14 protein-coding genes are annotated in these 13101 nt (G+C 61.9%); 9 read left to right on the plus strand and 5 right to left on the minus strand.

Features of this window, described 5'->3' with window-relative positions; genetic code table 11:
* The first annotated feature begins 49 nt into the window (after nucleotides 1-49).
* Nucleotides 50-1129, plus strand: a complete 1080-nt coding sequence (locus LB569_RS16630) for a glycine betaine/L-proline ABC transporter ATP-binding protein (protein WP_224693233.1) — start codon at nucleotides 50-52, stop codon at nucleotides 1127-1129.
* Nucleotides 1126-3105: an ABC transporter permease gene (locus LB569_RS16635; RefSeq protein ID WP_224693234.1), complete on the plus strand. Its 1980-nt coding sequence runs from the start codon at nucleotides 1126-1128 to the stop codon at nucleotides 3103-3105. The genes LB569_RS16630 and LB569_RS16635 overlap by 4 nt, the downstream gene beginning before the upstream one ends.
* A 19-nt stretch (nucleotides 3106-3124) precedes the next feature.
* Here LB569_RS16635 and LB569_RS16640 read toward each other — a convergent pair whose 3' ends face one another.
* On the minus strand, nucleotides 3125-4483 hold the full coding sequence (locus tag LB569_RS16640) for an NAD(P)-binding domain-containing protein (protein ID WP_224693235.1): 1359 nt from the start codon (nucleotides 4481-4483) through the stop codon (nucleotides 3125-3127).
* 259 nt (nucleotides 4484-4742) lie between these two features.
* Here LB569_RS16640 and LB569_RS16645 point away from each other — a divergent pair, with 259 nt between their 5' ends.
* Nucleotides 4743-5462: a helix-turn-helix domain-containing protein gene (locus LB569_RS16645; RefSeq protein ID WP_224693236.1), complete on the plus strand. Its 720-nt coding sequence runs from the start codon at nucleotides 4743-4745 to the stop codon at nucleotides 5460-5462.
* A 168-nt stretch (nucleotides 5463-5630) separates the two neighbouring features.
* Here LB569_RS16645 and LB569_RS16650 read toward each other — a convergent pair whose 3' ends face one another.
* From LB569_RS16650 to LB569_RS16665, 4 genes are read right to left on the minus strand one after another with little or no spacing between them, the layout of a single operon-like run.
* The gene (locus tag LB569_RS16650; RefSeq protein ID WP_224693237.1) at nucleotides 5631-6671 is read right to left on the minus strand and encodes a heme-dependent oxidative N-demethylase family protein; all 1041 of its coding nucleotides are present in this window, start codon (nucleotides 6669-6671) and stop codon (nucleotides 5631-5633) included.
* A 9-nt stretch (nucleotides 6672-6680) separates the two neighbouring features.
* Nucleotides 6681-7646, minus strand: coding sequence for a PDR/VanB family oxidoreductase (locus LB569_RS16655; protein WP_224693238.1), 966 nt, complete (start codon nucleotides 7644-7646; stop codon nucleotides 6681-6683).
* A complete protein-coding gene (locus LB569_RS16660) occupies nucleotides 7643-8239 on the minus strand; it encodes a dimethylamine monooxygenase subunit DmmA family protein (protein ID WP_224693239.1) in 597 nt (198 codons plus the stop codon). Before LB569_RS16660 ends, LB569_RS16655 begins: the two co-directional genes overlap by 4 nt.
* A 42-nt stretch (nucleotides 8240-8281) precedes the next feature.
* Complete coding sequence (locus LB569_RS16665) at nucleotides 8282-9415, minus strand: aminomethyltransferase family protein (protein ID WP_224693240.1); 1134 nt, start codon at nucleotides 9413-9415, stop codon at nucleotides 8282-8284.
* A 287-nt stretch (nucleotides 9416-9702) separates the two neighbouring features.
* On the opposite strand from LB569_RS16665, the gene LB569_RS16670 reads away from it, so the two are divergent.
* From LB569_RS16670 to LB569_RS16695, 6 genes are read left to right on the plus strand one after another with little or no spacing between them, the layout of a single operon-like run.
* Nucleotides 9703-9990: a hypothetical protein gene (locus tag LB569_RS16670; protein WP_140705666.1), complete on the plus strand. Its 288-nt coding sequence runs from the start codon at nucleotides 9703-9705 to the stop codon at nucleotides 9988-9990.
* An 11-nt stretch (nucleotides 9991-10001) separates the two neighbouring features.
* Nucleotides 10002-10379 (plus strand): hypothetical protein, encoded by a 378-nt coding sequence (locus LB569_RS16675; RefSeq protein ID WP_140705664.1) that lies wholly within the window; start codon nucleotides 10002-10004, stop codon nucleotides 10377-10379.
* Nucleotides 10380-10408: 29 nt separating this feature from the next.
* Nucleotides 10409-10570 (plus strand): hypothetical protein, encoded by a 162-nt coding sequence (locus LB569_RS16680; protein ID WP_015318908.1) that lies wholly within the window; start codon nucleotides 10409-10411, stop codon nucleotides 10568-10570.
* A gap of 14 nt (nucleotides 10571-10584) precedes the next feature.
* Nucleotides 10585-11988, plus strand: coding sequence for an APC family permease (locus LB569_RS16685; RefSeq protein WP_140705662.1), 1404 nt, complete (start codon nucleotides 10585-10587; stop codon nucleotides 11986-11988).
* Nucleotides 11989-12033: 45 nt separating this feature from the next.
* Entirely contained in the window at nucleotides 12034-12723 is a 690-nt protein-coding gene (locus LB569_RS16690) for a hypothetical protein (protein WP_181173669.1), read from the plus strand.
* The gene (locus LB569_RS16695) at nucleotides 12720-13049 is read left to right on the plus strand and encodes a hypothetical protein (RefSeq protein WP_140705661.1); all 330 of its coding nucleotides are present in this window, start codon (nucleotides 12720-12722) and stop codon (nucleotides 13047-13049) included. Before LB569_RS16690 ends, LB569_RS16695 begins: the two co-directional genes overlap by 4 nt.
* Nucleotides 13050-13101: the final 52 nt, after the last annotated feature.

The following is a 13101-nucleotide window of genomic DNA, read 5'->3' on the forward strand; positions in this document are numbered from 1 at the left end:
CTGTTGGCCAGCCGGGTCTCAACTCTTGATGTTCCAGAAGGACGACTGAATGACGGAAGCGATTGAACAGCGGGCGGTGCAACCGGGCACGGACGCCCGCCCTGTCAAACTTGCCTGCCGCAATGTGTGGAAGCTGTTCGGAGCGAACGCCGCCAATTTCATCCGCGAGCGCGATGGCAAGGCCAGCATGGCGGATGTGACCGCGGCCGGTCTGGTCGGGGCCGTGCGCGCCGTCGATCTCGAAATCCGCCAGGGCGAGATATTCATCATCATGGGTCTCTCCGGCTCCGGCAAGTCGACGCTGGTGCGTTGCATGTCGCGGCTAGTCGAGCCGACGCATGGCAAGGTCGAGTTCGAAGGCAAGGATCTGCTGAAGATTTCCGATGCCGCGCTGATCGAGCTCAGGCGTCACCGCATGGGCATGGTGTTCCAGAATTTTGCCTTGCTGCCGCATCTCAATGTGCTCGACAACATCGCCTTCCCGCTCAGCATCCAGGGACAGGACCGTTCGACACGCGAGGCGCGCGCCCGGGAAGTCATCGAACTCGTCGGCCTGCGCGGGCGCGAGCATTTCTATCCGCGCGAATTGTCGGGCGGCCAGCAGCAGCGTGTCGGCATCGCCCGCAGCCTCGCCACCAAGCCGGAAATCTGGTTTCTCGACGAGCCGTTCTCGGCGCTCGATCCATTGATCCGGCGCGAGATGCAGGATGAGTTGATGCGGCTGCAGACCATGCTGCACAAGACCATCGTTTTCATCACTCATGATTTCGACGAGGCGATCAGGCTGGCCGACCGCATCGCCATCATGAAGGACGGCGAGGTCATCCAGATCGGCACGCCGGAGGAGCTGGTGGTGAATCCGGCGACCGACTATGTCGCCGAATTCACCCGCGACGTCGACCGCGCCAAGGTGATTTCGGCGCGCAGCCTGATGCGCACCTGCGACGGCGCCGAGCATGGCGGCACGGTGGCGCCCGAGGCCAAGATATCAAGTTTTTCCGCCAGCATCGTTGCCGCCGGCAAACCATTCGCCGTAGTCAACGGCAGCGGTAGGCCGATCGGCGAGGTGACGCCACAAGCCGTGATCGGGCTGCTGGCCGGCATCGACAAGCCAAGAGCCGGCGCATGACGGTGACGGCAAGCGCCAGCCAGGCAAGGCCGCCGGTTCAGCGTTGGCTGCTGATCTGGATCCTGGCACTGGCCGCCGTGCTGGTGGTGTTCATGCTGCAGGACAGGCTGCCCTGGGCTGTCAACTATCCGGCCGAGGCTGTCGTGCCTGTCGCCGACTGGGTCAGCGCGCTGATGGGCTGGATCAAGTCGAACCTGTCGTGGCTGACGCGTTCGATCACCACGGTGCTCGGCGTGCCGCTCGATTTCGCGCTCAATCTCTTGGCCAAGAATTTCAAGTTCGGCCATGGCGTGGACGCCTATGTCTTGCCGCGCCTGTCCTGGGTCGGCGTCTGCGCCGTCGCGTTCCTCGCCGGGCATGCCGTGGGCGGCCGAAAGCTGAGCCTGCTGGTCGGCGGCTGTTTCCTCTACATCGCGCTGTTCGGCCAATGGACCAGCGCCATGCTGACGCTGGCGCTGATCTCGATCGCGGTGCCGTTCTGTATTCTCACCGGGCTGTTCGCCGGCATCTGGGCATGGCGCAAGCCATGGGCGGAGCGGCTCATCGTCTCCCCTGCCCTCGACTTGATGCAGACGATCCCGACCTTCGCCTATCTCATCCCGATGCTGCTCCTGTTCGGCAACAGCCCGGTCTCGGCGATGATCGCCACCGCCATCTTCGCCACGCCGCCAATGGTGCGGGCAACCATGCTCGGCCTCAACCGCGTACCGTTGGAGATCGGCGAATTCAGCGACATGGCAGGCTGCACCGCGCGCCAGAAACTGTGGCGCGTCCTGTTGCCGTCGGCGCGGCCGACACTGATGGTCGGCGTCAACCAGGTGATCATGCTGGCGCTCAACATGGTCATCATCGCCTCGATGATCGGCGCAGGCGGGCTCGGCTATGACGTGCTTCTGGCGCTGCGTGCGCTGAAGGTCGGCGAAGCCATGGAAGCGGGCCTCGCCATCGTCGCACTGGCCATCGCGCTCGACCGGCTGAGCCAGGCCATGGCGCACAAGCAGGCCAAGGGCCATCTCCATCAGCAGGCAAACAGGGGCTTGTGGCGGCGCTATCCCAATCTGACGCTGGCCATTGCGATCCTTGCCGTCACCACGCTGCTTGGCCTGTTCGTGCCGGCCTTCGCGGCGGTGCCGAAGGCGGTCACCTTCACCACCGCGCCGCTGTGGAAGGCGGCGGTGAACTGGGTGACGATCAACTTCTTCGACGTCATCGAAGCCTTTCGCGTCGCGCTGATCCTCAACGTGCTCAACCCGGTACGCGCCTTTTGCGAGGGCTTTCCGTGGCTGGGCGCGGTGTTCCTGCTCGGCCTTGCCGGCTACCAGCTCTCAGGCTTGCGGCTGGCCGCACTTGTCGCGGCACTCACCGCCTTCTGCGCCGTCACCGGGCTCTGGGAAAAGACCATGGCGACGGTCTATCTCTGCGGCATCTCGGCCTTCATCGCTTGCCTGATCGGCATCCCGATCGGACTCGCGGCAGCGCGCAGCGATCGTTTCGAGAAGATAATCACGCCCGTCATCGACACGCTGCAGGTGCTGCCGTCCTTCTGCTTCATCATTCCCGTGGTCATGCTGTTCCGGGTTGGCGACGTCACAGCCATGATCGCCACGGTCGCCTTCGCCGTGGTGCCGGCCATCCGCTACACCAACCACGGCATCCGGCAGGTGCCGCCGGCGCTGATCGAGGCGGCGAAGGTGTCCGGCTGCACGCCGCGCCAGACCTTCTTTCGGGTGCAGCTGCCGCTGGCGCTTCCAGAGATCATGCTGGGTGTGAACCAGACCATCCTGATGGCGCTGGCGATGGTCATCATCTGCGCCATGGTCGGCACGCGCGATCTCGGTCAGGAAGTGTTCATCGCGCTGTCGAAAGCCGATTCCGGCCGCGGCATCGTCGCCGGCCTGGCCATCGCCTTCATCGGCATCGTCGCCGACCGGCTGTGCAGCGCATGGACAGCGAAGGCCAGGGCAAGATTGGGGTAATCCTGAAGATGCGCCGCGGCTATTCCGCCGCGACGCTTTTCACTTCGAGGTAACTTTCCATCGAATCGTCCAGCGCCTGCAGCCACGGCGTGTGGTGCAGCGGCGCCATGGTGCCCGTCATCAGCGAACGGTAGGAATGGTCGCGGAAGCTCATTATGTCTTCCGCCTTGTGGTGCTCCCACTCCATGAAGGTCTGGTTGACCGCCTCGACGTCGAAGCCGGGATAGTCGGTCTGGTCCATCAATTCCTTGGTGTAGTCGCCCTGGAACCAGATCATCTGCTCGGCGTCTTCCAGCGTCTCTTCCCTCGCCCGCCATTTGGCGCCGTGCGCCGCCATCGCCTCGGCGGAGGGCAATTTGATGCGGCCCATGATGACATCGCGCGCGAACCAGGCCTGCGCGTCGAACATGTTGAACGTGTAGAACTGGTCCTGCATGCCGATATAGGACAGTTTTGGGTTGTTCTCCCAGACGACGCCTTCATAGAGGTCCAGCGGCCACATCCGGTTGGCGGTCTTGAGCTTTAGATCGTCGGTCAGGAACGGGAAGGAATGGAGATAGCCGGTGCACAGGATGATGGCGTCGACGTCCTTGGTGGTGCCGTCCTTGAAATGCGCCGTCTTGCCGACGACTTTCTGCAGCAGCGGCACCTCTTTCCAGTTCTCCGGCCATTTGAAGCCCATCGGCTTCGAGCGGTAGCTGGAGGTGATGGATTTGGCGCCGTATTTATAGCATTGCGAGCCGATGTCCTCGGCCGAATAGGAACGGCCGATGATCAGGATGTCCTTGCCCTTGAATTCCATCGCGTCGCGGAAATCGTGGCTGTGCAGGATACGGCCGTTGAAGGTCGAGAAGCCCTCGAAATAGGGCACGTTGGGCACCGAAAAATGCCCGGAGGCGACGACGACATTGTCGAACTCTTCGGAATAGGTGACGTCGTTGCCGCGGTCATGCGCGGTGACGGTGAACTTCTTGGTCTCGTCCGAGAAGGTGACCATGCGCACCGGGCTGTTGAACCGCACCCATTCGCGTAGGCCCGATTTCTCGACGCGGCCCTTGATATAGTCCCACAGCACGGCGCGCGGCGGATAGGAACCTATCGGCCGGCCGAAATGCTCCTCGAACGTGTAGTCGGCGAATTCCAGGCACTCCTTCGGTCCGTTCGACCAGAGGTAGCGGTACATCGAGCCGTGCACGGGATCGCCATGCTCGTCGAGGCCGGTGCGCCAGGTGTAGTTCCACAGGCCGCCCCAGTCCGACTGTTTCTCGAAACAGACGATCTCGGGAATGTCGGCGCCCTTGTCGGCGGCCGATTTGAAGGCCCTGAGCTGTGCCAGGCCGGACGGTCCGGCTCCGATGACGGCAACGCGAGTTTTCATTTCCGGGCCTCCACTTTTTTGATTTCCCCAGCGAAACAAATTTCACTGACAGGACAATAATTGGCCCTTGCGTGCTGTCAACAGCCAACTGCGGGAACGCGTTTGTGTACAACGGATTCCTGGCGAAAAACCGACGAAGGCAGCGCTCCAACGACCGGCGCGCCCGACAGAAGATGGCTTGCCGTCGCCATTGCGCTCCTGTATCGGCAGCGAATAAGTTCACCTAGGGTGAAATAAATATTCGAGGGCTCGGACAGACATGGCGAAGACAGATTCCGGTTCCAAGACTGCTCCCGCATCCGCGAAAGCAAAGCCGCAGCCGAAGGTTTCGGCCGATGGAAAGACCATCCGCGCACCGCTAACGCAGAACCCGCACGCCATTCGCGATACCCGCGAAAAAGTGCTGGAGGTCGCGATCGGCCGCGAGGTTCGGGCGTTCAGAAAGAAGCTCGGCATCACCGTCGCCGATCTGGCTGTCGCCACCGACATTTCGCTGGGCATGCTGTCGAAGATCGAGAACGGCATCACCTCGCCGTCGCTGACCACCTTGCAGGCACTGTCGCGGGCGCTCGGCGTTCCGGTCACCGCCTTCTTCCGCCGCTTCGAGGAAGAGCGCAGCGCTGTCTTCGTCAAGGCCGGCCAAGGTCTTGATGTCGAACGCCGCGGCACGCGCGCCGGCCATCAGTACAATCTGCTCGGCCATATCGGGTCAAACACCAGCGGCGTCGTGGTCGAGCCCTATCTGATCACGCTGACCGAGGATTCGGACGTGTTCCCGACCTTCCAGCACGAGGGCATGGAGTTCCTCTACATGCTGGAAGGCGAGGTCGTTTACCGGCACGGCAGCAACCTCTACCCGATGAAGCCAGGCGACAGCCTGTTCTTCGACGCCGACGCGCCGCATGGACCGGAAGAGCTGACGCGGCTGCCGATGCGGTATCTGTCGATTATCTGTTATCCGCAGAATAGCGCTGGGTAGGCGGGCCGCCGCTGCTCCCTCACCCGGATTGCCAAGACCGAATTGCAAAGAGCAATTCGGGGCAATCCGACCTCTCCCCGAGGGGAGAGGAGCTGGCTCCAGCTTTGGCGATCTCTTCTCCCCTCGGGGAGAAGGTCGCCGCGTAGCGGCCGGATGAGGGGGCCTGCCTTAGTCCGGCCCAAACCCCGGTGACGTCGCACTGCCATCATCGAGCTTCGACAGCCACTCCACCAGCGTGGGACGAAAACGCGTCAGGCCCTTGTAGGTGGCGAGTTCCTCCGGCAGGTCGCGTATGACGCGATGCAGGCGCCGCGCCCATTTCGGCTGCGTCACCAGCTCGTCCATCTTGATCAGGTAGCAGCGGATCGGGAAGACGATCCCGTTGGAGCGCGGCAGCCGCCAGAAGCTCTGCAGCTCGACGCGCAAATGCACCTTGTCGCCGACATTCTCGGGCGTCACGGTCGTGCGGTCCGGACCCCATTTGTGGTAGTTTTCGGGGCTGGTATCGAGGCGCGGATTGATGGTCATCGTCCAGTTCAGGCGCCGTGCCGGCTTGCCTTGCTGGATGTTGGTGAGGAATTTCAGCGCCCTGACGAAAATCCCCTTCTCATGCGCCAGCGGCACCGGCGCGTGCCATTCGAAGAAATTCATGCCGATGTCGAAATCGAGCGACCAGTCGGCCTGGGTGGTGACCATGCCGGCGTCCATCCACAGATTGCCGTCGCGCTGATCGAGGATGCAGAAATCGCCTTGGCTTTGCCGGGTGATATACTCCATCGGCCCGTAGGGCAGCGTCGAGGTGTCGCCGAAGGTGAAGGTATCGTCGATGCCCAGCGGCCGGTTGATCCAGCGCCAGCGGTCGCCGTTTCGCTCCAGCGTGAAATGCTCGGGGTATCCCAGCGCTTGCTGCTCCATCAAGAGTTCCAGCAGGTCCCAGCCGGCCAAGGTCATGTGCGGCAATGACTGGCAACGCAGCGGATCCTCGGCCAGCACCAAAGCGCGGTCCTGCATCTCGGCGACATAGTGCTCGTCGACGTCGATCAGGTTCTCCAGCACCGAGCCCTTCGGACCGACGACATGCGGCTCGATGTTGACCGCGTACATGTAGCTGTCTTCGTGGAACGGGAACGGGAACCGCCTGATGTGCTCCGGGCTGTTCCTGAAGGTGAAGTCGTCGCGGAAGGTTTCCTTGCGAAAGGTGATACCCAAGCTCGCCTCCTATCTTTCCAGGACCAATGATTTGCCCTCGAAGCGCGACACGCACGGCATGATCTTCCTGCCGGAACGGTGCTCTTCCTCGCTCAGCCAATGGTCGTTGTGGATGAACTTGCCGTCGCACGAGATGACGTTGGTCTCGCACTGGCCGCAGACGCCGCCCCGGCAGAGATAGGGCGGATCGACGCCGGCGGCCTCGATGGCTTCCAACAGGCTCTGCTGCTCGCCGACTCGGATGGTCTTGCCGCTGACGGCCAGCGTCACGTCGAACGGCAGGCCGGGCTGCGGCGCCGCGAAATGCTCGAAATGTACGGTCTCCGGCGGCCAGCCCAGGCTTGCTGCGCGGTCGCGCACCCAGTTGATCATGCCGGCCGGGCCGCAGACATAGAGATGCGTGCCGAGCGGCTGCGACGACAGGAGCCGGTCGAGTTCGATGCGCTCCTCAAGGTCATCGTGATAGAGCCGGACCCGACGGCCGTAGCGTTCCCTGAGTACGTCGGCATAGGTGCCGAGCGAGGCGGTGCGGCAGGTGTAGTGCAGTTCGAAATTGCCGCCTTCGCCCGCCAGTTGCGCGGTCTGCGCCATGAACGGCGTGATGCCGATGCCGCCGGCCAGCATCAAATGTTTCTTCGCCCTGAGATCGAGCGAGAAAAGATTGACCGGATAGCTGATCACCATCTCCAGGCCCGGCTTGACCGAATTGTGCATGAACAGCGAGCCGCCGCGGCCGACATCGTCGCGGCGCACCGAAATGGTGTATTCGCGCGTGTCGAGGGGCGAGCCCATCAACGAATAGGGATTGAGCCTGGTGCGCTCGCCGTCGCGCATCTCGACCACGACATGAGCGCCGCCGGAAAATGTTGGCAAAAGCTCGCCGTCGCGCCTGCGGAAATGAAAGCGGGTGACCAGCTCGTTGACCGGAACGACATCGCTGACGACGACATCGAGCTTGGTGGTGCCGGTGCTCATGGGAAGGCCTCCTCCATGGGAGGAATCTCGGAGCGATCCTCGGCATTGATGCAGACGCCCTGGAAGGCCGCGAGGCGCCGGGAATAGTGATCGCGCACCAACAGCAGCAGGCCACAATGCGAGCAGGTTGCCGGCTGCGTCGTCACGTTTTCGGTGATGCCCTTGCAGTGGACACACTGCATGCGCCGCGCCAGCGAGCCGCGATGTTCGGTCTGCATGGAGGTGTGGTCGATGCCGGCTTCGAGCGCAACCTGCATCGCCTGCCCGATCAGTCCCTCGGTGCCTGCGAGATAGAGGCGCAAGCCCATATGGGCGTTGGTCAGCGTCTGCTTCAGACGCGGCAGCAGGCTGGCGAAGGATGGCGCGATGTGAAATTGCGCCGGCTTCAGCGCTTCGAGGGCGGCTACATATTTGCCGTCAGGACCGGGAATGAAGACGATTTCGGCCCCTTCAAAGAACCCGGAAGGGGCCTTGGCGGCCATGTCGGCAATCGCCAGCGCGCCTTCGGCGTCGGCGATAAACAGATGATGCTTGCCAGGCTGCGGAGAGAGAGTTCCGTAAATGGGCCGGCTGATGATGGTCTTGGCTGCCATTCGCTGCTTCGTGCCTTGAAACCCTTCGCTGTCGATTATGCCTCAGCCTTTCGCCGTGCGCTTGGTCTTCTTGGGATCGTCGAACGGCAAGGGCTGCGCCGTCGCTTTGATCGACCCGCTCTTGTTGCGGATTTCGAGCTTGGTGTCCTTGACAGCGCATTCGACATCGAGGCGGGCGATGCCCATCGATTTCTTGACCAGCGGCGAATACATGGCGCAGGTCACCACGCCGACCTTTTTGCCGTCGCGATAGACCGGCGCGCCTTCATCGGCTGGCTCCTTGCCGTCGAGCAACACGCCAAAGATTTTGAAGCGCTCCTTGCCCTTCAGGCGATAGTGCTCCTCGGCGCCGCGAAAACCGGTCTTGCCGGGGCTGACGGTGAAGTCGAGGCCAAGCTCCCACAGCGTGTCGCCAGGGCCTTCATTCTCGAACGGATACTTTTGGGAATTGTCGTATGGATAGAACAGCAGGTAGCTTTCGACGCGCAGCATGTCGAGCGTGGTGAAGCGGCAGGGGATGATGCCGGCGCTCTTGCCCTCGTCGAGGATCCTGTCCCAGATCGCGCCGGCATCCTGGCCACGGCAGAAAATCTCGTAGCCGCGCTCGCCGGTATAGCCGGTGCGCGAGATCATGACGGGGAAGCCGAACAGCTGCGTCTGCATATGGTGGAAATAGTTGAGGTCGCGGATGCCGGGCACGTGCTTGGCCAGATAGTCGACGGCCGTTGGCCCCTGCAGCGACAAATCGTGCAGATTGTCGTCGAAGCGCAGCGACACGTCCCGGCCCATCGCCGCCCGCTGCAGTTCCTCATGGCCGGTGCCCGAGCCGTGCACCACCATCCACGCATTCGGCCCCGTGCGGTAGAGGATGCAGTCGTCGGTGAATTTTCCCGCTTCGTTCAGCATGCAGGCATAGGCCGATTTGCCGGGATAGATCTTTTCGACGTCGCGTGTTGTGGCGAGGTCGATGAGATGCGAGGCGTGCGGTCCTGTGATGTGCACCTTCTTCAGGCCGGAAACATCCATCAGCCCGGCCTTGGTGCGGATGGCGACATATTCTTCATCGGCATCCTTGTCGTAGGTCCAGGCGGTGCCCATACCGCTCCAGTCTTCGAGTTTCGACCCCAGGGCGCGATGGCGATCCGCCAGGGTTGAAAATCTCCAGGATGCCGTCATCCGCTCGTCCTCCGTTCGAAAATGCTGCTGTTCCCTGCTCCTTTGCCCGAGGGCGGAGCTTTGGACGGAATATTGACCGCAAACGCGGGAAGCCTGCAATCCCCTTGAAGCAAATAATTTCATTGTCAGGCAAAATTGTTCACTCGAAGCGAGCGGTTAACCCCGAGTAAATTCGTCTTGACAAGTTCGGGATTCGGGCGGAGCTTATGAAAAAAATTTTACTCTCTTGAAAGAGAGCGGCGGGCGGTCAATTCGGAACCGGGCGTCGGCAAAGAAGGGGAAAACCGATGTCAGACCTGCAGCAGCGCATCGAGGCGCTGTACCGTTCCGACGTGCGCGGCTCCGCGCTCCTGATCATCTGCCTGTGGGCGACGATCCTCTTCGTCCTCTTCATGACGTGGCCCTATATCCCGCATAGCGGCATCAAGGCCGTCGTGGCGATCGCCGCGGCCTTGGTGCTGATCTTCAACACCGCGGCCATCCTGGCGATGGTCAAGCACTACAAGGAAGACAAGGACTTCATCTACGGGCTCGACATCAAGAACGCCGACGCATCCCGCAATCGCAAGGCCTGAGGAGCACAGACATGCCGCGTTATACGCCGCCGGAGCAAAGCAAGGCCGGGCAGGTTTTCGATATTGCCGTTGTCGTGGTCGCCATCTTCGTGGCGCTGTGGCTGCCGCTGAAAATGGGATTGGCCGGGGCGGCGAAGTCCATCGACGCGCTCGATGCCAAGACCTGGGAAGCCCTTGGCCAGAACCCGACAATGGCCTCGATCTGGGAGAAGCTCGGCTACACGCCGGAGACCGCGCATGACATCATCCAGAACCGGTTCCACTACATCATCGACTGGCCGACACTGATCATCATGGCGGCCGTGCTGATCGGCTATTTCGTCTTCCTGTTCCGGGCATCCGACCGCGAATATCGAGACGTCATCAAAGAAAAGTTCGACGACAAATAAGGTTCGACGAAGAATTTGGGGACACGATCATGTGGGTGGCACTGTCTTACGCATGCTGGGGCATTTCGATCGTGCTCGCGCTGTGGATGCTCTACGATTGGTTCAAGGTCGATACAAACTACTCCGAGGACGTTCTGACCTCGTCGCGTGAAGGCGAGCTTGAAGCCGCTTCCGAAAAACACCGGATCTGAGTGGGGATTGATCGATGACGGTCGCGCTTGAAAACACCACCACCACAATTCACGGCGACCGGGTATCGCTGCTTCGGGTGCTTGGCCCGGCCCATGTCTGGGCGCTTGGTGTCGGCATCGTCCTGGTCGGCGAGTTCACCGGCTGGAATTTCTCGGCCGACAAGGGCGGCGCGCTGGCGGCGCTGATCGTCTGTTGGATCGTCGGGCTGCTCTACACCTCGGTCGCCATGATCGATTCCGAGGTCACCTCGACCGTCGCCGCCGCCGGCGGCCAATACGCACAGGCCAAGCACATTGTCGGGCCGCTGATGGCGTTCAATGTCGCGCTCTTCCTGGTGTTTGCCTACACCATGCTTGAAGTGTCCGACGCCATCCTGCTCGGCGACACTATCGTCGCCAAGGCTGGCGTCGAAGGGCTCACCCACAATTCCTTCATCGCCGCCACCATCGTGGTGCTGGCGTGGCTCAACTATCGCGGCGTGTTGATGACGCTCAACGTCAACTTCGTCATCACGGCAATCGCCTACGTCTCGATCGTCATCCTCTTCTTTTCGGTCAGCCCGTGGACGCAAGGGGCGGTGCTGAAGCTCAACGAACTCGTGACGCCGGGAAATGCGCTGCCCTATGGCTGGATCGGCGTCATCGCCGCCTTCCAGTTTGGCATCTGGTACTATCTCGGCATCGAAGGCACGACGCAGGCGGCCGAGGAAGTGCGTTCGCCGGCCCGCTCCCTGCCCTACGGGACCATGGCCGGCATGATCACGCTGCTGATCGCAGCCGCCATGACCTGGTATGTCTGCGCCTCGCTGATGCCCTGGGAATATCTCGGCATCACCTATTATCCGCTGTGGGACGCCGGCAAGCTGACCGGCAGCCCGCTGCTGGAAAATCTTCTGTTCGTCGCCACCTTGCTGGCCGCACTCGCCTCGGCCAATGGCTGCATCAATGACGCCGCGCGCGCCTGGTTCTCGCTCGGCCGCGACCGCTATCTGCCAAGCTGGTTCTCGGCGGTGCATCCGAAATACCGCACGCCCTACCGCTCGATCCTGTTCCTGCTGCCGATCGCGCTCGCCTTCGCCTTCATCGCCGACCTCAACCAGGCGATCACCTTCTCGATCCTGTCGGGCGTGCTGCAGTACACTTTCATGAGCATCAACATCATGATGTTCAGGAAGAAGTGGCCGCTGGGCTCGATCCGCCGCGGCTATACGCACCCCTTCCATCCGCTGCCGGCGATCGTGCTGTTCTGCTTGTGCGTGGTGACCTTCTTCGCCATCTTCCTCGGCTTCGGCTCGCAGCTGATCGCGATGACCATCTTCTATTTCCTGATTTCCGTGTGGTTCCACTTCTACCGCTACAAATTCGTGCGGCGTGGCGACCAGTTCACCATGCCGTGGCCGAAACCGCAGGGCTATTGATCGGAGCAAAGGAAGCTCACCCGAAGCAGGGCGAGCCATCGTGAGGTGCGTGACGTGACATCCATATTGCTTGTCGGGGCGATTGCCCTGGCTCTCGTCTTCCACCTCGCCTTCATGGCGCGTGCCAATCACAACAAAGCGCTGGCCGCGCTGGCTTTCGATACGGCCAGCATCCGCGCCGTCATTGTGGACGCTGCCAATGTCTCCAATGGCACCGCGGGTGTTTTGACCTGGGAAGGCTCCTGGAACAGCCGTCGGGTGCAAGTGCGCACCATCGTCGACACGCTGGCGACGCGAAAGCTGCCGACGCGCTGGCTTTCCGTCTCGATCACCGAAAAGGTTGCCGTGCCTGCCACTTTCGACATGATGATGCGGCCGGGCTCGCCGACCACATTCTCCAATTTCGACCATCTTGCGCACACGCTGCCGAAGGCGCCGGGCTTTCCCGCCGAGGCGGTGCTGCGGACCGACCACAGGGGCACGCGTTTTCCGCAGGGCATCATCACCGGTCATCTCGAACTATTTTCGGATGGCCGCGCCAAGGAGTTGCTGATCACACCCAAGGGCGTACGCATGGTCTGGCTGCTGGCCGAGGCCGAACGGGCACGCTACGGTGTCTTCCGGCAAGCCGCGTTCGGCGACACACGGATCGATGCGATGCTGATCGAGCGGCTGCTCGTATCGCTGTCCGAGCTGCGCGACGCCATCAACCGAAGCGAACGGCAGGCCGCATGAGCACTTCAAACACTTCGCCGGCGCCAGTGAGCCCTTATCTCGTCCTGGGCGCGGCAATCGCGCTGCCGGGCAGCGGTCATGTCATTCTTGGCGTGCCCGTGCGCGGATTGCAGTTCCTTTTCTTCATGGTCATCCTGGCCTGGGTAACCGCCAAGATCTCGCCGCCGGATGCCAGCTTCGTCGGCCGGCACGCCGGCGGCTTCCTCATCTATGCGCTGTCGATCCTCGACGCCTACAAGCTCGCCCGTATCCGTACCGCCAAATGGGCTCATAATGCCCGACCGGGGAGCGACGACATGCAGAGCGGCATCGAGCCACATACGTAACCAGAGGAAAATTTTTTTCATACCATTGAATTCAAGGATTTCATTCGGTACA

The organism is Mesorhizobium sp. BH1-1-4 (genome assembly GCF_020165665.1).
Taxonomy (GTDB): Bacteria; Pseudomonadota; Alphaproteobacteria; order Rhizobiales; family Rhizobiaceae; genus Mesorhizobium.